The 25,779-nt window shown below is 68.8% G+C and carries 18 protein-coding genes; 8 read left to right on the forward strand and 10 right to left on the reverse strand.

The window, feature by feature from the left end; all coding sequences use genetic code 11:
* The first annotated feature begins 315 nt into the window (after window positions 1–315).
* The 7 genes from tssJ (at window position 316) to JHW41_RS22360 (ending at window position 8,496) form a co-directional block, all read left to right on the forward strand.
* Window positions 316–960 carry a type VI secretion system lipoprotein TssJ gene (gene tssJ, locus JHW41_RS22330; protein WP_250447399.1) on the forward strand — a complete coding sequence of 215 codons (645 nt, stop codon included), beginning with the start codon at window positions 316–318 and terminating at the stop codon, window positions 958–960.
* Window positions 961–1,185: 225 nt separating this feature from the next.
* A complete protein-coding gene (gene tssK / locus JHW41_RS22335) occupies window positions 1,186–2,514 on the forward strand; it encodes a type VI secretion system baseplate subunit TssK (protein WP_343226621.1) in 1,329 nt (442 codons plus the stop codon).
* Window positions 2,511–3,296, forward strand: a complete 786-nt coding sequence (gene icmH, locus JHW41_RS22340) for a type IVB secretion system protein IcmH/DotU (protein WP_057946039.1) — start codon at window positions 2,511–2,513, stop codon at window positions 3,294–3,296. Before tssK ends, icmH begins: the two co-directional genes overlap by 4 nt.
* Window positions 3,297–3,321: 25 nt before the next feature.
* Window positions 3,322–3,477, forward strand: coding sequence for a hypothetical protein (locus tag JHW41_RS22345; RefSeq protein ID WP_250447435.1), 156 nt, complete (start codon window positions 3,322–3,324; stop codon window positions 3,475–3,477).
* Window positions 3,470–6,862: a type VI secretion system Vgr family protein gene (locus JHW41_RS22350; protein ID WP_250447466.1), complete on the forward strand. Its 3,393-nt coding sequence runs from the start codon at window positions 3,470–3,472 to the stop codon at window positions 6,860–6,862. Before JHW41_RS22345 ends, JHW41_RS22350 begins: the two co-directional genes overlap by 8 nt.
* 3 nt (window positions 6,863–6,865) lie before the next feature.
* Window positions 6,866–7,903 (forward strand): CHAP domain-containing protein, encoded by a 1,038-nt coding sequence (locus JHW41_RS22355; RefSeq protein ID WP_250447469.1) that lies wholly within the window; start codon window positions 6,866–6,868, stop codon window positions 7,901–7,903.
* Window positions 7,900–8,496: a hypothetical protein gene (locus tag JHW41_RS22360; protein ID WP_250447471.1), complete on the forward strand. Its 597-nt coding sequence runs from the start codon at window positions 7,900–7,902 to the stop codon at window positions 8,494–8,496. Before JHW41_RS22355 ends, JHW41_RS22360 begins: the two co-directional genes overlap by 4 nt.
* A 199-nt stretch (window positions 8,497–8,695) precedes the next feature.
* Here the strand turns inward: JHW41_RS22360 and JHW41_RS22365 are convergent, their stop codons facing one another.
* From JHW41_RS22365 to JHW41_RS22385, 5 genes are all read right to left on the reverse strand, one after another.
* On the reverse strand, window positions 8,696–9,277 hold the full coding sequence (locus JHW41_RS22365; protein ID WP_250447474.1) for a hypothetical protein: 582 nt from the start codon (window positions 9,275–9,277) through the stop codon (window positions 8,696–8,698).
* 11 nt (window positions 9,278–9,288) lie between these two features.
* The gene (locus JHW41_RS22370; protein WP_250447477.1) at window positions 9,289–11,496 is read right to left on the reverse strand and encodes an SH3 domain-containing protein; all 2,208 of its coding nucleotides are present in this window, start codon (window positions 11,494–11,496) and stop codon (window positions 9,289–9,291) included.
* Between the two features lie 56 nt (window positions 11,497–11,552).
* Entirely contained in the window at window positions 11,553–12,878 is a 1,326-nt protein-coding gene (locus tag JHW41_RS22375; RefSeq protein ID WP_250447479.1) for a M23 family metallopeptidase, read from the reverse strand.
* Complete coding sequence (locus tag JHW41_RS22380) at window positions 12,838–13,368, reverse strand: hypothetical protein (RefSeq protein ID WP_139381877.1); 531 nt, start codon at window positions 13,366–13,368, stop codon at window positions 12,838–12,840. The genes JHW41_RS22375 and JHW41_RS22380 overlap by 41 nt, the downstream gene beginning before the upstream one ends.
* A 327-nt stretch (window positions 13,369–13,695) precedes the next feature.
* Window positions 13,696–16,524, reverse strand: a complete 2,829-nt coding sequence (locus tag JHW41_RS22385) for a type VI secretion system Vgr family protein (RefSeq protein WP_078996897.1) — start codon at window positions 16,522–16,524, stop codon at window positions 13,696–13,698.
* A 304-nt stretch (window positions 16,525–16,828) separates the two neighbouring features.
* On the opposite strand from JHW41_RS22385, the gene tssA reads away from it, so the two are divergent.
* On the forward strand, window positions 16,829–17,884 hold the full coding sequence (gene tssA, locus JHW41_RS22390) for a type VI secretion system protein TssA (RefSeq protein WP_250447481.1): 1,056 nt from the start codon (window positions 16,829–16,831) through the stop codon (window positions 17,882–17,884).
* 90 nt (window positions 17,885–17,974) lie between these two features.
* Here tssA and JHW41_RS22395 read toward each other — a convergent pair whose 3' ends face one another.
* From JHW41_RS22395 to JHW41_RS22415, 5 genes are all read right to left on the reverse strand, one after another.
* Window positions 17,975–18,379, reverse strand: a complete 405-nt coding sequence (locus JHW41_RS22395) for an Imm8 family immunity protein (protein ID WP_250447484.1) — start codon at window positions 18,377–18,379, stop codon at window positions 17,975–17,977.
* A 210-nt stretch (window positions 18,380–18,589) separates the two neighbouring features.
* Window positions 18,590–19,438, reverse strand: coding sequence for an OmpA family protein (locus JHW41_RS22400; protein ID WP_250447487.1), 849 nt, complete (start codon window positions 19,436–19,438; stop codon window positions 18,590–18,592).
* 2 nt (window positions 19,439–19,440) lie between these two features.
* Complete coding sequence (gene tagF / locus JHW41_RS22405) at window positions 19,441–20,427, reverse strand: type VI secretion system-associated protein TagF (protein ID WP_175429097.1); 987 nt, start codon at window positions 20,425–20,427, stop codon at window positions 19,441–19,443.
* Window positions 20,427–24,227, reverse strand: a complete 3,801-nt coding sequence (gene tssM, locus JHW41_RS22410; protein WP_250447490.1) for a type VI secretion system membrane subunit TssM — start codon at window positions 24,225–24,227, stop codon at window positions 20,427–20,429. The genes tagF and tssM overlap by 1 nt, the downstream gene beginning before the upstream one ends.
* 45 nt (window positions 24,228–24,272) lie before the next feature.
* Window positions 24,273–25,742 carry a hypothetical protein gene (locus JHW41_RS22415; RefSeq protein WP_250447493.1) on the reverse strand — a complete coding sequence of 490 codons (1,470 nt, stop codon included), beginning with the start codon at window positions 25,740–25,742 and terminating at the stop codon, window positions 24,273–24,275.
* Window positions 25,743–25,779: the final 37 nt, after the last annotated feature.

Here is a 25,779-nt window from a genome sequence, read left to right on the forward strand (position 1 = left end):
CCGCCGCTGGCGCAAGATGCCAACGCAGTCGCAAAAAAAATGGCCATCAGCCATCGGTTCGCGGAGGTGGGGGACAGGTGTCTCATGGGGCTGTACTCTCCTTGTCGGCGCGCATGGTGCAAGGTGCAGACGTCGCCCGATTCCAGTCGCTGGCGAGTCCTATCGATGCACCTTCGCCCGGTATAGTAGCCTTTATCACGGTCGTCAAGCTGGCCGTGGCATTAGTATCTTTCTTCATGAAGGCCTTCACGCTGGCGGCAGGGGACGGCGGGTTGGGGATGGCCCCTGTGCAAGACGATATGGAGCAGGACGCTTATGGACACCCCCCGCCTTTCGCGCATTCAGCATGGTCGCCCGTCACGGTTTTTCCTCGTCTTCGCTCTAGGGTTCGCGCTCGCGGCCGGCGGTTGTTCGGCGCCCGGCGGCGTCAAGCAAGCCATGGGCAAGAGCATGGAAGCCTTCGGCCTGAAGAAGCCCGCCGCGCCCGATCCCAACGTCGAATATTCGGTTCCGCTGCGGCTGTACGCGGGCGAGAACCTGAACGCCGGCGCCGAGAAGAAATCGCTGGCGCTGGTCGTGCGCATTTATCAGCTCAAGGACATCCAGCGTTTCGAACAGGCGCCGTTCGAGGCCTTCCTCGACGAGAAGCGCGAAAAAGAAGCGCTGGGCGGCGACCTGATCGAGGTCAACGAAATCCTGATGACGCCGGGCCAGCGCCACGAGGTGCAGCAGAAGATGCCCGGCGCGGCCAGCCACCTAGGCGTGGTCGCGTTGTTCCGCAGTCCGGCGACGAGCCGCTGGCGGTTTTCCTTCGAAGGCCGCAAGGCGGTCAAGGACGGGATCACCATCGGCCTGCACGCCTGTGCGATGACCGCGACCGACACCGCCGCGCTGACCACGGTGCTGTCGTCGCCGGCCAATTCGCTGTCCTCGACCAACTGCTCCAAACCCGGTCGCTGAACGGGGCTCCGCGACGGCCGGCGACGGTCGAAACCGGGCTCGGATGAGTTGTAGTAACCTCGGCTGGTCCGCCTTCTGGATGGAAGGCGGCGGGCGTTGACGAACCAGCGCCGTCCGCTGCGCAACCGCGCCGCGGCGGCCGCTCCACCCGCCGGTCGCGGGTCGTGGGCGCGGTTCGTCCCGACAGTCGTCATCAATGGATTGCAAGAGGCGCGCATGAGTCGGATGTCCAAGATCTTCTGGGGTGAAGGCCTGTTCCTGCGCCCGCAGCACTTCCAGCGCCAGGACGCGTACCACGAAGGCCAGGTGCGCGAGATGTCCTCGGCGCTGCACCCGTACGCATGGGGCCTGCGCCAGGCGCGCTTCGACGTACAGAGCCTGGCCAGCGGCACGCTGCGCGCGCTGCAGCTGTCGGCGATTTTTCCCGACGGCGAGAGTTATGCCGCGCCGGGCGACGACGAACTGCCCGAGGCGGTCAGCCTCGCCGACCTGCCGGCCGGAGTGCAGTCGACCACCATCCATCTGGCCCTGCCGCTGCTCAAGGAGCACGGCGGCAACTGCGCCGAAAGCGCGGCCGCGGCGCGCTTCACCCAGCACAACCAAGTCACGCTCGATCTGTATACCGACGCGGCCGAAGCCGAGCTGGCCTACCTGCGCAAGAGCGTGCGCCTGCTCACCGACGACGAACCGCGCGATCCCTACGTGACCGTGCCGGTCGCGCGGGTGCGGCGCACGCCGACCGGCGGGTTCGAACTCGACGAGGCGTTCATGGCGCCGTCGATCAGCGTGTCCGCGTCCGCGCAATTGCACGCACAGCTGCGCCGCCTGCTCGATTCGCTGCAGGCCAAGACCGATGCGCTGTATGGCCTGCACCGCGAACCGTCGCAGCACATCATCGAGTTCCGCTCCGGCGACATCGCGTCGTTCTGGCTGCTGCACACCGTCAACAGCTCCTTCGCCGCGCTTTCGCACCTGTTCCGCCATCCCGGCCTGCACCCCGAGCGCCTGCACCAGGAACTGTCGCGGCTGGCCGGCTCGCTGCTGACCTTCTCCAAGATCTACGGCCTCGGCGACCTGCCCGCGTACTCGCACGCCGATCCCGAAGCCGGGTTCGAGCGTTTGTTCGAGATGATCCGCGAACTGCTCGACACGGTGATCTCCGCGCGCTACTTCCAGATCGCGCTGACCGAGGTCAAGCCCTCGTTCCACCTGGGCCGGCTGGATTCGCAGCGCATCGACGAGAAGTCGGTGTTCTATCTCGGCGTGGCCGCGGACATCCCCGGCCCCGAACTGATCCAGACCGTGCCGGTGCGGTTCAAGGTCGGCGCGCCGGACGACGTCGAGAAGTGCGTGCTGTCGGCGCTGCCCGGAGTCAAGCTCACCCATGCCGGGCAGGTGCCGGCGGCGATCCCGGTGCGTCCGGGCAGCTACTACTTCGCGGTGGAACCGCGCGGCCCGCTGTACGAGCGCATGATCAAATCGCAATCGCTGATGATCTACGTGCCCGCCGGCGTGCGCGATCTCAAACTCGAACTCATCGCCCTGATGCCATGAACTATCCCCAGCCCCCGATTCCCCAAGGCATGCCGTCGCTGGGCCCGAGCCAGTCCGCGCCGGCGCCCGCCAGCGCGCCCGCGCGCAGCCTGCTCGACCTGATGTCCGACGGCTTCTACCTGCTGATGCTGCTCAAGCGCGGCCAGCTGCCGAGCGCGGAAGCGCCGTTCGTGGAATCGATCAAGCGCTTCCTCGACGGCACCGAGCGCGGCGCGGTCAAGCTCGGCATCGGCACGGAAGACGTCTACGCAGCCAAGTACGCGTTCTGCGCCGCGCTCGACGAAGCGATCCTGTCGCAACCCTCGGACCTGCGCGAGGAATGGGAACGCAATCCGCTGCAGCTGCGTCTGTTCGGCGAACATCTCGCCGGCGAACACTTCTTCGACCGGCTCGAACAGCTGCGCGCGCAAGGCGCGCCGCGGCTGCCGTCGCTGGAGGTCTACTACTACTGCCTGCTGCTCGGCTTCGAAGGCAAGTACCGCCTGGAAGGTCCGGAGAAGCTCGGCTACCTGACCGCGCGCCTGGGCGACGAGATCGCCTACCTCAAGGGCAAGCGCGCGCCGTTCGCGCCGCATTGGGCGCCGCCGGACCGGATCCAGCACGCCTTGCGCCGGGTCACGCCGATCTGGGCGCCGGTCGCGGTCGTCGGCATCGGCGCGGTGCTCGCCTTCCTCGCCTTCAGCACGCTCGCCGCACGCGATACAAACCGGCAACTGGCCCAGTACAACGACGTGGTGCAGATGCCGGCCGATACAGCGCAGTTGACGATCACCCTGCCCTGACGTCCAACCCCCAGGTGCTACGGATATGGATATCCCCACGCTCGAACCGATCCGCACGCGGGGCTCGCGCCCGCGGCGTGCGCACGCGCCGGCGGCGATCGCCGCCACGCCCATCGTCGCGCCCGATCGCCGCCTGAGCGGCGGCCGCGACGCCATCGCGGGAGCCGCCCGCCATGACTGATCCCTACAGCCCCTTCGCCCTCGGCGGCACCGCCGCCGCGGCCGCGGCGCCTGAACTGGCGCGGTTCGCCGAGACCTCGGCGCTGGCCGACGAGCTGATTTCGATGGCGCGCTCCGGCGGCGACACCACCGCGCTGTCGGACGAGCTGATCACGATGGCGCGTTCCGCGCTGCCGGACATCACCCGCGACATGCCGACGGTCGAGGTCGCCGCGTCGGCGATCGAGACCGAAGGCCTGCTCGGCAAGCTCGCCGCCGCCGCGCCGGTCGCGGCGATGGTGCTGCAATCGCTGCAACGCGGCGCCAGTCGCGAGACCGTCGCCAAACAGCTCGCGCCGCGCGCCTTGCAGGCGATGGGCGTGCCGACCTCGCTGGCGGACATGGCCGACGTCGCCCTCCCCGCGCAGGGCGGGCTGCCGGGCCGCGCCGCCGGCTTCGCGGCGCAGGCGCTGTCGCCGCAGTCCTTCGACCCCGGCGACGTCGCATCCGATCTCGCGCGCTACGTCCCGTCCGACCTGCCGCTGTCCGTTCCCGCGCACGACGCGCCGCTCGCGCGCCAGGCCGAATCGCTGCTGCGTTCCACGCCGCAAGCCGCGCGCGCGCTGGCGTCGCGCTTCGTCGGCGGCCAGCACCTGGTCGAGATCGAGACCGCCCTGCCCGGCGCGTTCCTGGTCGAACGCTTCCACGGCCAGGAGGCGGTCTGCGACAGCTTCCGCTTCGAGATCGACTGCATTTCCACTGCGTCCGCGCTCGACACCGCGGCCCTGGTCGGCGAGCCGCTGACGCTGCGCCTGCAGCGCGCCGACGGCTCGTACCGGCACTGGCGCGGCCTGTGCAGCCAGGCCGCGCCGCTGGGCAGCGACGGCGGCTATTCGCGCTACCGGCTGACCCTGGAACCGTGGCTGGCGCTGCTGAAGCTGCGCCGCAACGCGCTGATCTTCCAGGACCGCGACGCACTGGAAGTGCTCGAACGCGTGTTCGCCGACTATCCGCAAGCCGCGTGGCGCTTCGACGTCGCCCGCAGCCTGCCCAAGCCCGCGATCACCACCCAGTACCGCGAGAGCGACTACGACTTCGTGCTGCGCCTGCTCGCCGACGCCGGCCTGGCCTGGCGCTTCGATCACGCCCAGGCCGAGGACGAGCAAAACGCGGCGGCGGCGCAGGGCGACGGCGGCCACACCCTGGTGATCTTCGACAGCCAGGCCGAAGTGCCCGCGGCCTCGCCCGACACGCTGCGCTTCCATCGCACCGCCAGCACCGAGAACGAAGACGCGATCGGCCACTTCAGCGAACTGCGCCAGACCACGCCCGACGCGGTCGGCACCGCCAGCTGGCAGGCCGAGCAGGTCGAGGCGCTGTCGGCCAGCGCCCTGGGCGATCCGGCCGGGCCGAACCTGCCGCGGCGCGAGGTCTACAGCGTGCCGCGCAGCGGCCGCTACGCCGAACGCGACCACGCCCAGACCACGGCCGAGCTGCGCCTGGACGCGCTGCGCCTGCCGCAGCGCCTGCACGCCGGCAGCGGCAGCGGCCGCGGCGTCGACGCCGGGCGCGCGTTCACCCTGAGCCAGCACGCGGACCTGTCCGGGCAGGCGTTCGTGCCGTTGCGGGTCGAGCACCTCGCCGCCAACAACCTGACCTCGAACGCGGTCGCGATCCTCGACGCGTCGGGGCTGGAGCGCGGCAGCTACCGCAACCGCTTCCTCGCCGTGCCGCTGGGCACCGCGATCGTGCCGCTGCCGCGCCCCAAGCCGATCGCGCCGGGCGCCCAGACCGCGCGCGTCGTCGGCCTGGCCGACGCCGCCAATACCGTCACCCGCGACCACCAAGTGCGCATCCAGTTCGCCTGGCAGCGCGGCGCCGCGCCGACCTACGGCGGCGCCAACGAAACCGGCTCCGGCGCCTATCCCGACGGCCACGCCCCGGGCGACGAAACCTCCGGCACCTGGGTCCGCGTCGCCGAGTGGCTGGCCGGCCCGAACTGGGGCAGCCACGCGCTGCCGCGCATCGGCGCCGAAGTCCTGGTCGAGTTCCTGCACGCCGACATCGACCAGCCGCTGGTCACCGGCCAGTTGTTCAACGGCGAAGTCGCGCCGCCGTTCGCGGCCGGCCAGGACTCGCCGGCCAACCACATCGGCACCCTCAGCGGCCTGCACACCCAGTCGCTGGACGGCAGCGGCCGCCAGCAATGGGTGGTCGACGACGCCCCGGGGCAACTGCGCCAGCGCCTGCACACCACCCTGGCCGACAGCCGCCTGGAACTGGGCTACCTGATCCAGCACGGCGACGCCCAGCGCGGCGCGCTGCGCGGGCAAGGCTTCGACCTGGCCACGCTGGGCTGGGGCAACCTGCATGCGGCGCAAGGCGTGCTGCTGTCGACCACCGCGCGCGCCGATGCACGCTCCACCCATTTCGACATCGCCGAGGCGGTGGCCCAGCTCAAGGGCGCGCAGAACACCGCGCAGGCGCTCAACGACGCCGCCGCCCAGAACCAGGTGCCCGCGCTGCGCGGCAACCCCGAACAAGCCGCCTTCCTCGCCGCCGTCGACGCGCAGCAGGACGGCAAGTACGACGGCGATGTCGCCGGCCAGCCGGCCAGCAAGCCCAGCGGCGAGGGCCGCGACGGCGGCGACCCGGTCGAGCGCTTCGCCGCGGCGATGCTGGTCGCCGAATCGCCCGACAGCCTGGCCGCGACCACCCCGGCCAGCGCGCTGGCCTACGCCGGCGGCCACAGCCACCTGACCGCACAGGACGACGCCCACTTCGCCGCCGGCCAGACCTTCGCCGCGGTCAGCGGCGCCCACAGCGCCCTGTACGCGCAACAAGGCCCGCTGCGCGCGATCGCCGCCGCAGGCCCGGTCAGCGTGCGCGCCCACGTCGGCACGCTGGAACTGCTCGCCGACCAGTCCGTCACCGTCACCGCCACCGACGAACGCATCGACGTGCTGGCCAAGCAGAAGATCGTGCTGCAGGCAGGACAGACGCGGGTCACGCTCGAGGGCGGCGACATCACCTTCGAGTGCCCGGGGAACTTCACGGTCAAGGCGGGGATGCATCCGTTCAAGGGCGGCGAAACTGCCCCCCTGGTCATGCCGGCCTTGCCCAATGGCCTGGCCGACGCGTTCAAATACTACGGACGGCTCGACATCACCAACCAGGACGGCAAACCGCTGCCCGGCAAACGCTTCAAGCTCGTCGACAAGGACGGCAACGTCGTCAAGGAAGGCAAAGCCCAGGCGATGACGACGGAGTATCACGAGCAAGACGCGTACGATGTCCTGAGCGCCTATATCGGTGGGGAAAGCAGGGGCTGGGAAGTGATGGAATTCAGCGAGCCCTTGAACCCGGACGAACGCGAACCGCTCGCACCCGACGAGCGGGAGGTTTGAACCATGCACGCCATCATCTCGGTCCACTTCGTAGACAACGCCCAACACCCGATCGACGAGCTTCCTTTCGAGATTCGTCAGGCTGGCATTTTGTGGAAGAAGGGCACCACCGACAAAGACGGGAACGCCGGCTCCTACGTAATCGTAAAGAACGGCACGGAGGCGAAATCCGACGTCGACAAACTGGTGGGCGGCCTGCCCAAAGGCGGTCAGACGCTCTACACCAACTCTCCCGACGCTCCGATCGAAATCCATATCGTCACGGACACCAAGGAAAAAAAACTGCTGCACCAAACCACGATCAAGTGGAACCAATGCAGCAGGATCGTCGCGCGGAGCAAGTGGATCAAGATCAATCTCCCGCTGACGCCCAATACCGCCCAGGAACGCGACGAAGCGCAGCAGCGCACCGAGACCTGCGGCTTCGCGACGGTCCAATACGAAGTCGGCTCGCCCGGCACCAAGAAGTTCGCGACCGCCAAGGTGATCGTGTGCGACCTTCCGAAGAAGATCATCGACACCGCCATGAAGTATCGCGGATCCACCGCATGGGCCTACTCGACGGCCAAATCCACCCGGCACCCGGACGGCCACACCCGCGACTTCAGCGCCGGAACGAACAAGTGCAGCCTGTTCGTGCACGACGTCCTGACCGAGGCGGGTCTGAAGGTGCCCTGGATCGAATACGGCCGCATCAGCCGGATGCTCCCCTGGTACCAGAAGCTCTCGCCTCCCGTTGCGGAAGAGTGGGCCACGGCGGGCAAACTGGCCACCAACTGGAACAGTTCGAGTACCCCACAACCAGGAGACGTGGGCGCCTACAAGGTGAACTACGCCGACGCCTCCGGCCACGTCGGCTTCGTCGTCTGCCCCGGGGTCACGATTTCCGCAGGCAACAAGACCGTGCTCGTCAACGACGCAGGCTTCCGCGTCAAGAAAATGACCCCGCAGGAAAGAACCGCTAACGACAGCCAGCGCGAAACCCAGAGAGAACACGATTTCACGCTGTTCCGTCGGCACAAAAGCGTCAAGGCAGGTTGATCATCATGCAGAGTTTTCAGAAGCGGCTCCTGGTCGGCGGGCTTTTGCTCGGAGCCGCTGTTGCCGCATACGGCTACTACTCCGGGCAACGCCGCGCCTGCGCGATCGCCGCCGCCCCGGATGACGGCTATCGGGCGGAGATCGACAGGATCGGGCGGATCCCCGGCGGCAAGTTCGAGGAAGCGCCCCTGAATCCGTATTTCTCGGACGAGTTCATCCGGATCTACGAAGCTCCTTGCACGTACTACGGCGATGCCGTCGAGGCACTTTCGTCCGACGAATATACGGCTATCCAAAAGCGTGGCGTGGTCTTGTCGATGCAGCGACTCCCCGCCGGCGACTATTTCGCGCTCGCCGAAAATTCGCTCGCGCTGTTCGAGGCGAAGAAGATCGATCGCGAGACATTCGATTTCGTATTCTTCCCGTACCTGGAGGTCAAGGCCACGTCGCAGAAATACTTCTGGCACCCGACCTGGCGCGGCTTGCTGAAACGCGCTGCGGCTGCCTCAAACGACGCCGACTTTCAGCACCGCGTCGACGACAAGCTAAGCGGCAAGACTTACTGGAACTGGATCGACCATCGCAAAGAGTAGCGGCAACCCGTCGACAGGCCCCGAACGACTCTCCACAACGAGGCGCAAGCAAAGCGTCGGCTAAGGCTGACTATGGCTGGTCGCGACCGGCCGCACGGACCTGTCCGAACATTTGACCGGAAAGCCGCATGGCCCGCGGAACATTTCCTATGCTGAGCGAACGCCGACAAGATGCTGCGTATCCTGCAACCGGCCTTCGCTACTCCATGTATGCCGTCTTGTATCCGGTGAACCGCCCGTCGCGCAAGACGAAGCAGAACGACCCGTCCTTGACGACCTTGTAGGCGAGGATCGCGCCCTCGATGCAGATCCGGTCGCTGTCCAGCGCGTAGGTCAGCTTGCCCCTCGCCGCCGGCTCGCCCGATTCGCCGCCGGGGCCGGAGTAGGCGTCGATCGGCACCGGATAGGCCTTGCGTGCGGCCGGATCGATCGCCACCACGGACTCCTGGTGGTAATCAGGCCACTCCGGGATCGACAACAGGATGTAGCGGCGATTGAAGTCCGGCTTGCGCGTCGCGATCGCTTCGTCGATCAGCGCGAGATGCCGTTCGTCGCAGAAGTCGACCGGGCTGTACTGGAACGAACAGCCTTCGCTGCGATACCCCATTTCCAACCCGACCTTGGCCTGGACCGGCGGCGGCTCGGGCGCTGGGCGCTCTGCCACGGGCGGCTCTGCGGCGGGCGGCGGCGCGGCTGCGGCTGCTGCAGCCTCTTCCTGGCCGCCGCCGCAACCGGCGGCGATGAGGCACAACAGCAAGACTGGGGCGAGGTTGGCTTTCATGGCGGGCCCGGTCATCGAGTCTGGGAGATTTCCTTCAGTATCGCGCGCAAATTGCTGGTCGAGGTCTTGTTGGCGTGATTGGCCGCGCTCTCGTAGTAAGACAGGGTGCCGTCGGAGGTGCGCTTGACGATGGTCTTGGTGCCGTCCGCGTTCTTCTTGACCGTGGAGGTGATCGCGCGTCCGTTCGGCGCCGCGATCGACGCCCACTCCTGTGCGGCCGCGTACTGCGCGTCTTCCAGGGTTCCCTTGCCGTCGAAAACGAACCGCGCCAGCGCGCCGCCGCCGGCCTTGTAGATCAGGTACTCGCGGAATACGCGTTCCTGCATGGCCGCATCGTAACGCTCGTTACCGCTGAGCTTCATCGCGGTCTTGGCCAGCCGCAGGGTCTCCAGCGTGGTCTGATACTTGCCCGTAGCGAACATCCGGTCCTTGTCCGTACCGGACAACGGATCAGTGGCGAGGATCTGGTTGATCGTCTTACTGGTCACGGTGCCCGCGGGCGGATTCGGGAACGAGTGCCCCACCTTGCCGCGCTTCACGCCCTTGGTGCCGGAGTTGTAGGCCTCGTAACCGCCTTCGCCGTGCGCAATGATGTCGCCGATGCGCCGGATCAACTCGTCCATGCCGCCGCTGCGCGCCACGTTGAGGAAATTGGCGACCAGGCCCACGGGATGGAAATGGAACGCCAGCGGTTTTGCCGGGAAACCCTTCACTTTCGCTGCAACTTGCGGCCACCACCGCAACTTGTCGATGCGGATCTTCTCGGCCTGCCACTCAGTCTTGCCGTCGAGCATCAGCGGATCGAGCGCGTTCCACTTGGCCATGTCGCCGCCCCACTCCGTCTCATAGCCGGCGATCAGGCGCGATAGTGCTTCGGCCAGCAATGGCAGTTCGTTGGCCTTGCGCACTTCGGTCGCATCGAACACGCCGTTGTTGTTCCGGTCGATGATTTCGTAGAGCTTGCGCACGAGCTTGCTCTTGTCGACCTTGTCCGCACGGGCCTTGAAGTCCACACCCTCGCCTGGCTTGGCCTGGCCGAGGCGATGCAGCACCGTGGACATCATGTCCATCGGCTCGATGCCGCCCTCTTCGACCACCTCGAATCCCGGCCAGGCCCAAGGCGACTGCCAGGACACCTTGTCCATGCCCTTCTCGCACACCCAGCCGGCCCAGATCATGTTGTGGGTGGCCTGCAGATCGGCTGTGCGCGCGTTCAAGCGCCACCAGCGGGTGCCGTCCGGGGCCGTGGCCCGGTCCACGCCGGGCACCGATTCGAGCTCTTCCTTGGACAGCACCCGGGCGAGCCCGACGGCCGGCTCCGAAGCGTTCTTCGTCTGCAGCGGGAACGCGCTCCAGGCGGGCAAGGGCTGGGCCAGCTGTTCCTGTTGCGCTCCGTCGCGCCATTTCGCCCGTTCCACCCACAGCGGCTCGCCGAACGGCACCTTCACCTCACGGCGCGTGTATTTCTTCTTCTTCGCTTCGGCCTCGTTGCGGGTGCGGTCGGTATCCTGGGCGCCGACGAACCAACCGGTCCAGACGCCGCCCTTGGCATAGGCCTGGGTCTGGGCGTTGAACGCCCCCAGCGCTTCGCGTTCGCGCAGTTCCAGGCGAACCCGGGTGACCTGGGCCCAGCGCCCTTCCTTGCTGGAGCCAGGCGCTTCGACCACGTGCTCGCCCGCGCCCAGCGTCAGCTGCGGCTTGCTCGGATAGACCATCTTCGCGCCGACGTCGACCACGAACAGGCTGCCGCCGCCCTCGGGCAAGGTCGCGGCATAGCGTCGGCTGTCGGCGATGAACGTCGGCACGTCCTCGCCGCCGAACACCTCCAGGTGCAACAGCGGACGCCAGCCGCGCTTGGCCGTGGGTTGGGCGTCGTAGTACTGCTGGTACTCGCCGATGTAGCCGATCAGCGTTCCGGCCGCGATCGGTGCCGGCTTTTCCAGCACCACGATCGAATCGAACGCTTTCGGATCGCCGGGCTCGGCGTCGAGTTCGGCCAGGAAGATCCAGCCGGTGCCGGCGCCGGGGTCAACCGCGCCGTCCTTGACCGCCGGCGCGATCGCGCCTTCCAGCAGCTTGGCGATCCTGGCCCACTTGCCGTTCGGCGAGCGCTCGCCGACCTCCACCCGCGCGCCTCGCGGCAAGATGCCCAGCTTGTCGCTGCTGCTGGTCGCTTCGCGGCGGATGTTGATTCCGACGACCTTGGTTTCTTCGCTCATCTGTCGACCTATGCCCTTAATCCGTTAACGGCCCGATCCCTGCGTTTCCAGGCGGATCAGCTCATCAGCTCTTCGTCGACTTCCGGCCATTCGCCGCAGTCGCCGCACTCGCCCCGGCCGTCGGTATCGGTACCGGCCAACACCCCGCCACGGTTCGGATCCAGGTGGGGCCACTCGATGCCCTCGAATTCGAGGTTCTGGTCCTCCGGCAATTCGGGCTCGGGCGGCAGTTCCTGCTCGTCGCGCGCGCGGTCGCCGACCTGAAAACGCTTGGCTTCGCCGCCCCAGTACGTCGGCCTGGGCCGCCGCTTGGGGTCGAGTTCCTGGTAGCCCTGCCAGTCCAGCAGGTGCATGTAGAGGCTGTAGAACACCAGCGTCTTGGGCTTGGGCTTTTCCTTCGGCTTGTCCGGCTCGCTCTTCGCCGGCGCCGTCGCCGCCGCGGCCACCGGCTTCTTGCCGGCGGGCGCGGCCGCCGGTTTCTGCTCAGCGGGCTTGGCCGCCGGCTTGGCTGCCTCCTTGGTTTCCTTCGGCTTCTCCTCCGGCAGTTCCAGGCGGTGCCGGACCAGGACGAAACCGGTCGAATAGGCGGCCCGCTTCTTGCCGGGATTGAATTCGATCTCCGGATACTTCCGGTCGACCTGGTAGGCAACGACTTCGCCGTCGTTGATGCACTGCACGCCATGGAACTGATCGAGCACGGTGCCGCTGCCGGCATCGAAATGGATGCCGCCGTGCCACAGTCCATTGGCGCCGATCGGGTAATAGCCGTCCTGCACCCGCGACATGGCGCCGGCCACGACGCCGGACGTACCGAGGTACAGCCCGCGATTGACCGGCCGCTTCTTGTCCTGCGCATCGAAGGGATAGGACCACGGCCCCTTCTCGCTCGATCCATGGCCGTCGCCGCCGAAATCGAAGGAGTCGGGCGCGACCGGCACGCCGTTGACGATCACCTCGAAATGCAAATGGTTGCCGGTGCTGCCGCCGGTGCTGCCCACCACGCCGATCGCATCGCCTTTCTTGATCGACTTGTCGCCCACCTTCAACGGCGACTTTTCCCGCATGTGCGCATAGCGCGTGAGCACGGTCTTGCCGCCGATGGAGTGCTCGAGCAGCACGTACCAGCCCCAACCGGTCTTTTTTTCCTTGTTGTACTGGAAATCCACCGCCTTGACGGTACCGGCATAAGCCGCGGGAATCGGCGTGCCCGCCGGCGCCGGCCAATCGTCGCCGCCGTGCTTGCTCACCTTGCCGGTGATCGGATGTGTCTGGACGCCGAAGAACCGCGAACGCGCGCGGAAACCCGTCCCTGGATTGTAGGCCGGCATATCGCTACTCCCGTCAGAATTCCTTGGTGCAGACCAGAATCGATTTCTTGCCATCCTGCGGATCGGCCAGCAGCTCCGGCACGATGCCATCGCGCGACTTTTTCGACGCCTTGAACTGCGAGCCCAACGTCCGGCTCAGGGTCTTGCGCGCCGTCGCAAGGTCCGCGTCGAAGTACAGGGCGAACACCGGGAAGGTGGTGTTCGGAATGGCCAACTTGGCGACCGGCAGGCCGTGGAAGCGCTCCTTCAGGCAGTACGTCGTCAGCTTGTCCGTGGTCTCGCACGGAGCCAGCCGCTGATCGGCGAAATACGGGCTGGCGGGCTGGCCGGTTTCCAGGTCGATATACAGGCCGGGAAGTTCGCAACGCGGAAACCCCGCGACCGCCTGCTCGAAGCTCATCGGCGTTTTCGCTTGCGTGGTTTGGCTCGCGGCCGGGCTCGCGACCGACGCGGGCGCGGGCGCAACGACCGGCGGCTCCGCGCGGGAGCAACCGCACGCCGCCAACGCGGCGACCGCCATGAACGACTTCAACGAAAGCCTCATCCACCCTCTCCCTGCTTGGATCCGTTGCTGCTGGTTTCTTCTTTCGCCCGACGCGGCCCGCCGCGCGGGCATGCGATCGTCGGACGCTCCGCTTGGGTCTTCCGGGAACCGGCCGCCCGCCACGTCCGCATCCACGGCGGCTGCCGCCGCAGGCCGGGGCGCACGGGCGTCGGCGGAACGCTGCGACGAATCGCCCGACTCAGATGCGTCCGGTCGTGTCGCGCCGCCATCGCGGTTGCAGCGATCAGTCTGCACCGCGCTTCGCACCGGCGAACGAGACCGTCGAAGCAGTGCGCTGCGTTCGCCACGATCCGGACGGCACGCCGCTTATCCCGAGAACCCGACCAAACGCTTGCCCTTGAGTTCCGATTTGGCCCATTGCGGTAGTTCGCTCTTGAGGTCCGCCGGCCCCACGAACGACTTCTTCGCCGCATGCACCGTGATCGTCCCGGGGCAATTGATCACGATGTCGCCGCCTTCGATGGTCAGGCTGGCGCCGCCGGCGGTGGCCAGGTGCACGGTCTTGCCGGCGGCCAGCTCGACTTCGGCGTTGGCCGAGACGATCTTGAGCTGGTCGCGCGATTGCAGTTCGAAGCGGTCGTGCTGGGCTTCGAACTCCAGCTTGCCGGTGGCGGCGACCAGGCTCAGCGCGGGGTCGTTGCCGGCGCTGGCGCCTTCGACCGCGTTGGCCAGCCAGCCGATCGCCTGGCCGGTGTGGATGCGCAGGTCCTTGGCGATCGCGGCGTTGGTCGAGCCGCCGCTGGCCAGGGTCAGGGTTTCGCCGGAGGCCCATTGCAGGCTCTGGCCGGCGATGTAGCCGATCCCGGCCGGCGCGGCCAGGCCGAGCAGGGCGTCGCCGCTGTGCGGGACCTTGCCCTCGCCGGCATCGGATTTACGCTGCGGCGCCTGGCTCAGCGCGTCGTCGAAGGCTGCGCCGGCGACCGTGGTCTTGGCGCTGGTCAGCAGCGCGCGCAGCGGCGGCTGGTCGCCGATCAGGCCCGATTGGTCCGCCTTGATCACGCCCTCGTGAGCGGCCAGCTTCACCGTCTGGTGGGTGCCGGCGACCTTGGACAGGACTTCGCCGAGTTGGCTGGCCTGCTTGAGCAGCGCGGTCGCCGCGATGGTTTCGCCGGCCGGCTTCTCGCCGTTGATGTCGTAGGCGCTGATCCACAGGCCGGCCTGCGCGCGCACCGCGCCCCATTGGTCGGTGCGCAGCTCGAAGCCCTCGCCGCGGAAGCTGCCGCGGTAGTTGTCGGCCTGGTGGATCAGGTGGCCGAGGTTGAGCTGGGTCGCGGCCTGGGTGGTCGCCAGTTGCAGGCGCAGTTGCCGGTCGCTGTCGTCGAACACCAGGCGGTTGTGGCCGCCGCCGCCGAATTCCTTGGACTTGATGCCGACCAGCGCCGCCGCGTTGCGGTGGCCGGCGGCGTCCTGGCTCATGCCGTGCCAGGCCGGCGCGTGGCCGCCGACGCGGTTGGCCTGGGCGCTGGGGCCGTGGTCGCTGGCTTGGGCGTAGGCGGCGCCGTCGGCGTCCTGGGTGCCCGCGCCCGGGGTGGCCAGCACGCCGGCGTCGCCCTGGCCGTTGTAGAGCGCGCCGACGATCAGCGGCCGGTCGATGTCGCCGTCGAGGAACGCCACCAGCACTTCCTGGCCGATCCGCGGCAGGAACTGGGTGCCCACGCCGGGGCCGGCGTAGCGCTGGGCCACGCGCAGCCAGCAGCTGTGGTTGGACTCGGCGTCGCCGCCGGCCTGCTGGAAGTGGAACTTGACCCGTAACCGCCCCAACGCATCGCAATGCAGTTCGTGCGTGCCCTGCGCCTGGGTCGCGCCGTCCGGGCCGACCACGATCGCGGTCTGGTAGCCCGGCGCGGTCGGGCGCGGGTTCAGGCGCGCGCCGGTGCCGTCGTGCAGCACCGGCCGCCAGGCCTGGTCGCGCGGGACGGCGACGAAGCTGTTGGCGTAGCCGACGCTTTCGGCGCGCGCCAGCACCGCATCCCAAGCCGCGTCGGACGCGCCCGGCAAGCCGCGCAGCGGCACCTGCGGGGCGGCGCCGAAGCGCGCGCTGACGGCCTCGCCGATGCTCTTGGGCAGGTTGTTGACGCCGGCGTGCTGCACCGCCACCAGCAGCGCCTCGGCGGGCGCGTCGGCCTCGGCCTGCGGCGCGCCGGTGAGCGCGAACCAGGTGCCGCTGCGGAAGGTGCGCACGGTGCCGCGGCCCAGCCACAGCGTGCGTTCGGACGCCCGCGCCTGCGCCAGCAGGCCGGCGTAGCGCTCGGCTTCGGTGCGGTCGGCGAAGGCGTACAGGCCGACCGGATCGTAGACCTCCAGCCGCGCCGCCGACTCGCCGCCCGCGCCCAGCGGCACGTTCGCGAGTTGGGTCTGCAGGCCCTTGTAGTCGCCGCTGAGCACGGTCAGTTCGGTCGAGGCGATGCGCCGCACCGCGCCGAAGCTCTGCACGGTGTCGCTGTCCTCGGTGGTGTCGCTGCGGTGGAAGCGGGTCGCGCCGTAGGCGGCGTCGCTGGCTTCCTGCGGGCTCTGCCCGCTCTGCGCGAACAGCACCATGCGATGGCCGCCGGGCGCGTCCTGCGCCTCTTCGATGCGCCAGCCCAGGCCTTCCTCGGCCAGCAGGCGGTCGACGAAGGCGGCGTCGGTCTCGCGGTATTGCACGCAGTAGCTGCGCGCGCGCGCGGCGGCCAGGAACGGGCCGGCTTCATCGCTCCACTGCCAGGCCGCCAGCGGCGCATACGCGGCGAACACCGCCTCGACGATTTGGGCGACCGTCTTGTCCTGGTACACGCGGCTGTGCCGGCCCTGGCTCAGCAGCCAGGTCCACGGCACCAGGCACAAACGATAGCGCGCCAGGCCGCCTTCGCTGCCCAGGCACTGCGCTTCGCGGACCAAGCCCGAGCGCAGCGCGCGGCCGCCGTCGGCCAGCCGGGTGGCGAGCGTCGCGCGACGCCCGAGAAACGCTTCAAGGGATCGGTGCGCATCGACCGACAACACGTCGATCCACCATTCGAAACCGCCCGACAAGGCCTCCCAGCCCTGCCAGCGTTCCACCGCCCAGTCTTCGCCGATGCCCTGGTCTTGCGGCAAGTCCAGCGTGTACAAGCGCTGCGCGCCGATGAAGCGGGACAGGCCCGCCAGAATCTGTTGCATTCCTTCGCTGCTCACGCCCGTTCCTCCTTGCGCGCGCACGTCCCGTGACGATCCGTGCCAGCCTCGCAGGCCGCCTCCATGGCGGCCTTTTCCGCAGGGTCCAGTGTATCCAAACCCGGGCGGCGGTGAAGTCCCGCGGGGCGGCCCGGCGCGTCGCACGAAAACGCTGGAATCGCGACCGGCTGCGGTATTGCGCCCCGTTAAGCTTCGTCGCGACGGCATCGCGGCGGCCGACACCCCGCCACAGCGACCGAAGTGGCATTCTGTAGGCCACAACGCCCTTTCCCGCACTCAATGGACTGCCATGCAGGATCTGGAACAGCTGCTCGCGCCTATCTCCGATGAGGCGCCCTCCGGCGCCGACCTCTCGTTCTCGGTCGACTACGACGCCATCCAGGAAGCCCGTCGCGCCGACGACCCCTCGCTGGAACAGGGCGAGTGGATCACCGACCTCAAGGTCGCCGACTGGCAAACGGTGGCGACGCGCTCCAACGAATTGCTGAAGACCCGCAGCAAGGACTTGCGCCTGGCGTCGTGGTGGACCGAAAGCCAGACCCAGATCCACGGCTTCGCCGGCCTCGCCCAGGGCTACCGGCTCACCGCCGCGCTGTGCGAGCGCTTCTGGGACGACATCCATCCGCAAGCCGAGGACGGCGACCAGGAACAGCGCATCGGCAACCTGGTGTGGCTGCTGGAGCATTCAACCAAGTGGTCGCGGCGCCTGCCGCTGATCCAGTCGGCGCAAGAGCGCTTCAGCATCGCCGACATCGAACTGGCGCATGCGCGCCGCAACGCCGAGCACAATCCCGGCCCGAGCGTCGAGCAGATCGACACGGCGCGGCGCGCCACGCCGCGCGAGTACTACCAGAAGCTGATCGAAGCCGTGCCGGATTGCCGCGAGGCGCTGCGCGAGCTCGAACTGGTCATCGATGCGCGGCTGGGCCACGAAGGGCCCAGCTTCGCCCAGGCGCGCGACCAGCTCGACCATCTGGTCGAGACCACCCGCCGCTTCGCCCGCGACGCCGGCGTACTGGTCGACGGCGTCGCCGCCGATCCGGGCGCGCCGGGCGAGATCCTCGACAGCGCCCTGGCGGCCGACGATTCCGCGCCGGCCGCGCGCCCGGCGCCATCGGCCCCGGGCGTTATCGATTCGCGCCGCGAAGCGATCGCGCAACTTCGCCGCGTCGCCGAGTTCTTCCGCCGCACCGAGCCGCACAGCCCGGTCGCCTACCTCGCCGACAAGGCCGCGCGCTGGGGCGAGATGCCGCTGCACGTGTGGCTCAAGCGGGTGATCAAGGACGAGAGCACGTTGAGTCAGATCGAGGAGTTGCTCGACAGCAACGACCGTCAGGACGATTGAGGCGTAGCGGATTCGCGCGCGAACGCCGGCTGCCGCGGCGGCGTTCGCGCCATGCGCGGCGAGAAGCTGCGCAGGGGCGGCCACGGGACGTCAGCGCCGATAGGCGACGCCCTCATATTCCCAGAAGAAGGCCTCGCGCAGGCAAGCCAGCGATGCCTCCCAGCTCTCGCGCTGGCAATCCTGGACCTGCTGGTCGATCCGTTCGCGGACCGCGCTCCAGCGGTAGGGGTCGATCACCAGCAAGGCCTTGCGCCCCATGCCGGGCGTTCGCGCCTGGTTGTTGCGGAACGCCTGCAGCGCCCTGCCCCGATGATGCTTCGCAAGCCCTTGCGGCGTGGCGATCATCAAACCGAACACATGCGCGCCCGACCGGTCGGCCTCGCCGATCTCCATCTCGAGCGGGTAGTACACCTCGTCCACGGACGCGGGGACCCAGCCGGGCAGATCGTCGACGTCCGGGGAGTAGCAGCTGCGAATCTTCAGTACGATTGTCATGAGCCTCGGTGGCGCGGCGAGCCGGTGCGCGCCGCTCTGCGAACGCGTCGCGTGCGGCGGGCCGCTGGCGAGCCGAACGATCATAGCGGCGCGCCGCCGCGAATTCGCCGCCCCCGCCGAAGCAAGGCCTCGCAGCGGCCCTGGACGCGACGACCGCCGACTGCGCCGCCGCCGAAGCCGCGATCGCGATCGCGATCGCGATACGACGGCTTACAACACCTTGAACGCGATCCGCCGATTGCGCGCGCGCCCCTCGGCCGTGGCGTTGTCGGCGACCGGCTGATCGGGGCCGGCGCCCTGCACGCCGAGCAGCGCGCCGTTGACGCCGTGCGCCTGCAGGTAGCGCTTGACCGAATCGGCGCGCGCCAGGCTCAGCGCGAGGTTGGATTCGCGGCGGCCGGCGGCATCGGTGTGGCCGACGATGAGCACGCGCTTGTTGCCGATGCGCTTCATCGCCGCGGCCATCTCGTCGAGGATCAGCTCGCCCTTGGGCGTCAGCGTCGCGCTGCCGCTCTCGAATTCGACGATGCGGTTGGCCAGCACGTTGTCGAGCAGGCTCTGCTGGGCGCCGCCGGCGACGCGCAGCAGGCGGCCGTCGACCGAATAGGTCGGGTTGTTGATCCGCGTCGACAGGCCGCTGACGATCTGCTGCCGCTGCAGTTCGTTGGCGACGTTGCCGCTGACCCGCACCGCGTTGCCGTTGACTTCCAGCTTGCCGTCGCTGACCTGCTGCAGGTCCGGGCCCAGCATGTTGACCACGTTCTGGCGCCAGTTCGGCGGAGTGACGATGCCCGAGCTGACTTCGATCCGGTCGATCACCCGCTCGTTGCCGTACAGCTCGCGCAGCTTGGCCAGCACCGCCTGCTTGCTGCTTTCGTCGGGCACCTTGCCCGAGGCGATCACCGGCTTGGCGGCCGCGGCGGCGGAGGCCGGCGCAGGCGCGGCGGCGGGCGCGGCGTCCTGCGCGGACGCGGCGCAGGCCAGCGACGCCAGCGCCGCGGCCAGCACGATCGCCGGCAGCGCACGCGCCGGGGACGGGAAAAAGGTTCTACCGCGCATGCTCACGCTCCGAGAAAGGTTTCGCCGAAGGCCTTGCGGGCCACGCGCAGCGAGAGATCGTCGCGTCCGATGTAGCTGACCAGCTTGTTGAGGGCGTAGTCGCCGGCGACGTGGTTGTCCACCCATTCGGCATCGTCGACGCGGATGATCTGTTCGCCGCCGACGTGCGGGTCCAGCACCGCCTGCAGAGTGCGCCCGTCGGCGCCGTTGAAGCCGATCACCAGGCGCGGCGCGGCCGTCTCCTGGATCATCACCGCCAGTTCGAAATCGGCGCGGCTGAGGAAGCCGCTGACCAGGTCGAGCCAGAACGCGGCGACCATCGGCCGGTACAGCGCATCGCGCGGCAGCGGCAACGACAGCGCCTTGTCGATCTGCGAAGCCGCGCCGGTCAGCACCGGCTGCAGCAGCAGGCCCAGCGCCGGCAACACCCAGCGCAGTTGCACGTGGGCATGGCCGGACTGGTGCAGCAGCGATTGCAGCGCGCCGACGTCCTGCATGTCGAGGAAATCGGCGAACGGCGCATCGTAGACGCCGGGGTCGGTGGTCACCGCGACCTTGTTCTCCGACAGTTCGCGCAGGCTGTCGGCGGCGTCCTCCGCGCGCACGGCCTGGCCGCACAGCCGGGCCAGGCCGCCCCAGACCCGCGCCAGCACCAGCGGGCTGCGGCCGATGAAGGCCAGCGGCTGGCTGATGTCGAGGTAAGTCGCCGACAGGAACGGAAAGCGCCGTTCGGTGGCGTCGCGGCTGGGCAGGAAGTGGCCGCCGATCGCCAGCCGGCTGCGCGAGCCGAGGAAGGCGAAATGCATCGGCGGCGCGGTGTCGTAGAGCTGTTTCCAGCCCGGGTCCTGCGCCAGCAGTTCGACCCCGGAGCCGGCCCAGCGGTCCAGCAACACCATCAGCTGGTGGCTTTCGGCGGTGCGCACGAAGTCGCCGCGCGAGGGCAGCTTGCCGAAGTAACTCATCGACGCCATCGTTTCGGCCGCGGCCATCACACGCCTCCCGCCGGCGCAGCCGCCGGAGTCGTCGCCGGCGCGGCCGGCGCGGCCGGCGCGGTGCCCGTGCCCGTAGCCGCGGGCGCCACGGCCGCCGGCGGCGCGCCGGCGACTTCGCGCGGCAGGCGCAGCGCGGGCTTGGCGGTCTCGGTCTGGGCATCGGAGCGGACCGGCACGCGGATGATCCGCAGCTCGAAGTCGACCGTCGCGTCGTCCTTGTTCACCGACATCAGGAAGTGCTTGTCGCCCGCGCCCCGGCCCTTGTTGGCCACCGAGAACAAGCGGTTCAGGCCCTTCGAGCCGGGCTCGTTGAACACCTCGACGGTGCGTCCGTCCAGGGTCACCGCGTCGATCCGCACGCTGCTGGAATTGACCAGTTCGATCGTCTTCCACTGCGGCGGCTCGTTGCGGTAGCGCAGGGCCTGGCCGTCGATGGTGATGGTGTACTCGCGCCCGGTCGCCGCGCCCGGCAGGATCTCGATCACCATCCCGGCGTTGGCGTCGCCGCGGCCGCCGCCACTGGCGCCGCCGACCCAGCCCGAGTAGTTGCTGGTGAATTCCGGCCGCAGGCTGACGCCCATGTTGGCCCACTGCTGCGGCGTCATCACCGAGCCGCGGCGGATCACCAGCGCGCCGAGCGCTTCGCTGCCGAACTTGGAGATCGAGCCGCTGGCGCCGAACACCGCGTCGCGATCGGCCTGGGTGGCCTCGGCGCTGGAGCCGGGGTTGTACGGATACAGCTTGCCGATGCCGTCCTCGAACGGCTGGTAGACCTGCTCGACCCAGGTGCGGTTGATCTCGCCCTCGGTCGGCCGGATCAGCGCGGCGAAGGTCTGCATCAGCGGACGCACCAGCAACGGACGCAGCGCATCGCGCTGGCTCTCGTTGAGGCCGTTGAGCATCTGCTCGTCGATGATCTTCTCGATCTCGAAGATCTCCGAGCCCGAACCGCGCTCCAGCGTCTCCTGCATCAGCTTGCGCGCGCCCGGGCCGGGATCGCCCTGGGTCTTGATCCCGTTCAGGCGCGAACGCAGCTTGCCCATCGCCTCGAAGTAGCCGTTGATCATCGGCGCGCCGCCGTCGCGCTGGGCGAACAGGCGCGACAGGCCGGCGAATTCGGCGCCGACCGGGCCCATCTGGATCGCCACCTGCTTGCCGGTGTTGGGATCGACCTGCACGTTCATGCCGCTGGGCTGGCGCCGCAGGATGGTGCGGTTGAACCACTCGACGATACCCTTCTTGGCCACGCCCAGGGCCTTGTTGGCCGCCTCCGGGTTGTCCCAGATGGTCTCGTTGTTGACCGCCTCCAGGACCTTGCGCAACGGCGAGTTCTGCGGGTCGCCGATCGCGTTCATGCGGGTCACGGCCTGGTCGAAGTTGCCGAAGTCGGTGACCGTCACGCCCTGCATGAACTTGCGCCATTCCTGCGCGTACTCGGCCTTGTACATCTGGGTGAGTTCGCGCGCGATGTGCTCGGGGCTGCCACTGAGGGTGAGGTCGCCCTGCACGGTGTCGGCCAGCACCCAGTCGGTGGCGCTGAGCTGCTCGTTGGCGGCCTGCTTGATCGCGTCCTTGACGTAGTCCTCGTAAGCCTTGCGCGAGAACGCGCCGGACACGCGGTAGCTGCCGGCGACGCCGGCGCGCGCGTTCTCCTCGCCGATCAGCGAGGCCACGGTGATCTGCGCGAAGCGCACCGAGGCGCGCTGCTTGATCTGGTCGTAGACGCGGTCGCGCGCCGGGGTGCCCTTCATGACGCCCTTGATCACGTTGCGGCTATCGCTGACCAGGGCGAACTTCTCGTCGATGGTCGGCCAGTTCGGCTGTTCGTACTGGCTCACGTAGAACGCCATCAGCCGCTCGGCCGAACGCGCCAGTTCCTCGCGCGACATGGTGCCGCGGTTGTCGTCGAGCCAGCGCCGCCAGAACCGGGTCAGCTGGTCGCTGAGATGGCTGCTCTCGACCTTGCTGCGGTCGGCCAGCATCAGATAGGTCTTGAGCGCGTTGTAAGCGTCGTTGGCGTCGGTCGGCGAGGCGTCCTGGTACAGCGTCTGCCCGGCGTTGACCTGCGCCGCGACCTGCGGCGCGGCGCCGGCGGCGTCGGCCACCTTGAGCTTGGCGCGGTTGGCCAGCACCTCGTTGAGGTAGGCCTCCAGCTTGCCCTGCACCGGCGCCAGCATCAGCTGGCGCATGCCGTGGAAATACTCCTCGCGCACCTTCTTCTCGATGCGGTCGCCCTGGTACAGGCCCAGCCCCATCGACAGCGGATGCTTGTCGCGATAGCTGCGCAGCTCTTCCAGCCGCGTCTGCAGCACCAGCAGTGCCTGGATCCGCGACTGCACGTCGAAGCGGCCTTCCTGCAGGGTCTTGGCCTGGCGCAGGTCCTGCACCGAATTGGCCACCAGTTGCCTGTTGCTGGTGTACGACCAGCCCCAGCCGGCCAGGCACAGACCCAGCAGCGCGAACGAGGCCAGGAACATCACCTGGCGCAGGCGGTTGCGGCCCGGGCTGGAGTACTGCTTGACCAGTTGCTTGTCGGCGAAGATCACCTTGCGGAACAGGCCGAGCAGGAAGTGGCCGTTGTCCGACATCGGCGCGCGTTCGGACGCGCCGGCGCGCGGGCGCAGCGAGAACTGCCGCGCGATGCGCTCGGACGCGTGCTGCACCGACACGCCTTCCTGCAGCGCGCTGGTGAAGTAGAAGCCGCGGAACACCGGCTTGAACTGGTAAGGGTTCTCTTCGAACAAGGTGGCGATGAAGGTGCGCAGCGCCGGCTTGATCGCGGTGAACTCCATCGGCAGGGTCAGCAGGCCCGGGCCGACTTCGCGCCCGCGCCGCATCGCCATCTGCGACAGGCTCATTTCCTTGAGCCCTTCGGACAATTCGTCGAAGTGCGTGTCGAACGCCGCCAGCGCGTCGGTCTCGCCCTTGGGATCGTAGGGCAGGGTCGCGCCCCAGGTGTTCTCGCGCTCGGCCGGGTCCAGGCCCTGGAAGAAGTCGGCGAAGCCGGCGATCAGGTCGGCCTTGGTGAACACCACGTAGACCGGCACGAACACTTCCAGCCGTTCGGTCAGTTCCTGCACGCGCTGGCGCAGGTTCTTGGCCAGTTCGATCGCGAACTCGGGCTTGCTGCCGGACAGCTCGGCGATCGAGGCGGCGATGATCACGCCGTTGAGCGGCGCGCGCGGGCGGTGCTTCTTCAGCAGGTCGAGGAAGGTCAGCCACTCCAGCCGGTCCTCGGCGCTGACCGTGTAGCGGCCGGCGGTGTCGAGCACGATGCCTTCGGTGGTGAAGTACCAATCGCAGTTGCGGGTGCCGCCCAGGCCCTGGATGACGTTGCTGCGGTTGTCCTCGAACGGGAAGCGCAGGCCGGAGTTGAGGATCGCGGTGCTCTTGCCGGCGGCCGGGTTGCCGATGATCGTGTACCACGGCAGTTCGTACAGCGCCGCGCTGCCCTTGAGCAGGCCGAGCTTGGACGACTTGATCGCCTTGACCGCCTCGGCCATGCGTTCGCGCAGTTGCTCCACGTCGGCGCGCGCGGCGGGCTTGGACGCGGCCACGGCCTGGTCGGCCTGCTGCTGCACCATCGCGTCGAGCTGTTTGGCCGCGCGCGCGGCCAGCACGCGGCGCACGATCCAGACCGCCAGCCACACCAGCAGCGCAAGCGCGGCCAGCACCAGGATCCAGCCGCCGACGGTCTTGAGCTTGTCGGCGCCGAAATAGGCCACCGCGCCGACGCTGAACACGCCGAGCGCCGCGATCACCCGATAGTCGGTGAGGAAATATCTGAGCCTGCTCATCAAATGCTTCGTCCGTTTAATGACTGCTTGCGTATCGTCGACTGCTTATCCGGCCCGCTCGGCCTCAGCGGGTGGCGATGGCGCTGGTGGCGGCACCGGCATCACCGCGAGCGCGGCGCGCGCCTCGCCGTCGGCCAGTCCGATCGCCAGCACCGGCCCGCCTTCGCTGCGCGCCTGCGCCGCGGCGACGGCGATCGCCGCCCACGGCGCGACCGGGCCCAGATGCCCGCAAGCGACGCCGAGGCTGAGGTTGTGGCCGATCGGATCGAGTTCGGGACAGGTCGCGGCGATCGCGCTGGCGATCTCGATCGCCCGGCTCGGGCGCTGGTCGGCATCGCTGACCACCGCCTTGACGCTGTCGGCGTCCTGGCCGGCCGCGGCGATCGCGCGCGCCATCAGTTCGGAGGTCTGCCGGGTCGCGTTGCGGCTGGAAGTGCCGGCGGCGACATGGCCGCGCTGCAGCGCGCGCAGTTCCAGCGCGTCGGGCGAAGCCGGCTGCCCCGGCTCCGGCGGACCGCTGAGCCACAGGCCCACCGCGCCTTCGCCGGGAACCAGGCCTTCGGGGCGGTCGTGGCCGATCAGCCGGCGCGCGGCTTGCAACGCTTCGACCGCGCCCTCGCTCAGTTGCGAGGCGCAGGCCAGCAGCAGATGGCGGTCGGGCGTGACTTCGTCGCGATACCGCTGACCGATGCGATCGATCAGCGCCCAGGCATCGATCGCCTGCTCGACCGGCACCACCTCGACCGCGATCCGTTCCTCGGGCAAGTCCAGCGCCGCGGCCTTGGCCAGCGCCCAGTCGCCGAGCCGCTGGCGCGCTGCCTGCGGCCACGCGTCGGCGACCAGGATCAGCGTGCGCAAGCGCGATTTCGGCGCCGCGGCGGCCTCGCTGCGGCGGCCGGCGACGAGCGCGGGCGACGCGTCCGCGGGCGCCGCGCCGGCCACGATCGCGGCCTCCAGGCCCAGCAACTCTTCCAATACCGGTTCCAGCAGCGCGATCGCGCGCAGATGTTCTTGCGCGAACACGTGCTCGATAGCTTCGCTTCCGGCCAAGGCCTGCAGCGCTTCGGCCACCGCGTCGGTGTCCAGTTCGTTCACCTGCGCCGCCATCACCGGCAGCCCGTTGTCGTCCTTGAGGCTCGGATGCAAACCGGGCCGCTCCGGCTCGACCAATGCGGCCGCCGCGGCTTCCGCGCTGGCGCCGACGATCAGATTCACGGCCGTGGCGTGCAGGTGCAGCGCGTACGCGCACGACGCGTGCTCGCCGTCGTCGGCGGACGCGCGCGCGGCCGGCGTGGCCGCATCGGCTTGCGCATCCTGCGCGCGCTGCTTGCGCCGGCGCAGGCCGTAGCCGACCGCCAGCACCGCGCCGATCGCGAACAAGGGCAAGCCGACCAGATAAAGCACCAGCGCCGATCCGCTCGGCTGCACGTCGTTGACCTGCCAGGCCAGCACCACCGCGAACCAGATCGCGCCGGTCAGCAAGGCCAGCCACAGCACGAGCTTGAAGGCCTTCATGCCGCCGCGCTCCGGGCGCCGGCGATGCCGGGGCCGT

It is taken from the genome of Lysobacter enzymogenes (genome assembly GCF_023617245.1).
In the GTDB taxonomy this organism is placed as follows: domain Bacteria; phylum Pseudomonadota; class Gammaproteobacteria; order Xanthomonadales; family Xanthomonadaceae; genus Lysobacter; species Lysobacter yananisis.

What these genes read in the sequence shown, in the direction of transcription:
- icmH (WP_057946039.1), top strand. Translation starts at nt 2,511, where the DNA reads ATGAACTATCCCCAGCCCCCGATTCCCCAAGGCATGCCGTCGCTGGGC.
- JHW41_RS22385 (WP_078996897.1), bottom strand. Translation starts at nt 16,524, where the DNA reads ATGCAACAGATTCTGGCGGGCCTGTCCCGCTTCATCGGCGCGCAGCGC.
- JHW41_RS22345 (WP_250447435.1), top strand. Translation starts at nt 3,322, where the DNA reads ATGGATATCCCCACGCTCGAACCGATCCGCACGCGGGGCTCGCGCCCG.
- tssA (WP_250447481.1), top strand. Translation starts at nt 16,829, where the DNA reads ATGCAGGATCTGGAACAGCTGCTCGCGCCTATCTCCGATGAGGCGCCC.
- JHW41_RS22370 (WP_250447477.1), bottom strand. Translation starts at nt 11,496, where the DNA reads ATGAGCGAAGAAACCAAGGTCGTCGGAATCAACATCCGCCGCGAAGCG.
- JHW41_RS22400 (WP_250447487.1), bottom strand. Translation starts at nt 19,438, where the DNA reads ATGCGCGGTAGAACCTTTTTCCCGTCCCCGGCGCGTGCGCTGCCGGCG.
- JHW41_RS22395 (WP_250447484.1), bottom strand. Translation starts at nt 18,379, where the DNA reads ATGACAATCGTACTGAAGATTCGCAGCTGCTACTCCCCGGACGTCGAC.
- JHW41_RS22365 (WP_250447474.1), bottom strand. Translation starts at nt 9,277, where the DNA reads ATGAAAGCCAACCTCGCCCCAGTCTTGCTGTTGTGCCTCATCGCCGCC.
- JHW41_RS22350 (WP_250447466.1), top strand. Translation starts at nt 3,470, where the DNA reads ATGACTGATCCCTACAGCCCCTTCGCCCTCGGCGGCACCGCCGCCGCG.
- tssK (WP_343226621.1), top strand. Translation starts at nt 1,186, where the DNA reads ATGTCCAAGATCTTCTGGGGTGAAGGCCTGTTCCTGCGCCCGCAGCAC.
- JHW41_RS22380 (WP_139381877.1), bottom strand. Translation starts at nt 13,368, where the DNA reads ATGAGGCTTTCGTTGAAGTCGTTCATGGCGGTCGCCGCGTTGGCGGCG.
- tagF (WP_175429097.1), bottom strand. Translation starts at nt 20,427, where the DNA reads ATGGCCGCGGCCGAAACGATGGCGTCGATGAGTTACTTCGGCAAGCTG.
- JHW41_RS22355 (WP_250447469.1), top strand. Translation starts at nt 6,866, where the DNA reads ATGCACGCCATCATCTCGGTCCACTTCGTAGACAACGCCCAACACCCG.
- tssM (WP_250447490.1), bottom strand. Translation starts at nt 24,227, where the DNA reads ATGAGCAGGCTCAGATATTTCCTCACCGACTATCGGGTGATCGCGGCG.
- JHW41_RS22375 (WP_250447479.1), bottom strand. Translation starts at nt 12,878, where the DNA reads ATGGCAAGAAATCGATTCTGGTCTGCACCAAGGAATTCTGACGGGAGT.
- JHW41_RS22415 (WP_250447493.1), bottom strand. Translation starts at nt 25,742, where the DNA reads ATGAAGGCCTTCAAGCTCGTGCTGTGGCTGGCCTTGCTGACCGGCGCG.
- tssJ (WP_250447399.1), top strand. Translation starts at nt 316, where the DNA reads ATGGACACCCCCCGCCTTTCGCGCATTCAGCATGGTCGCCCGTCACGG.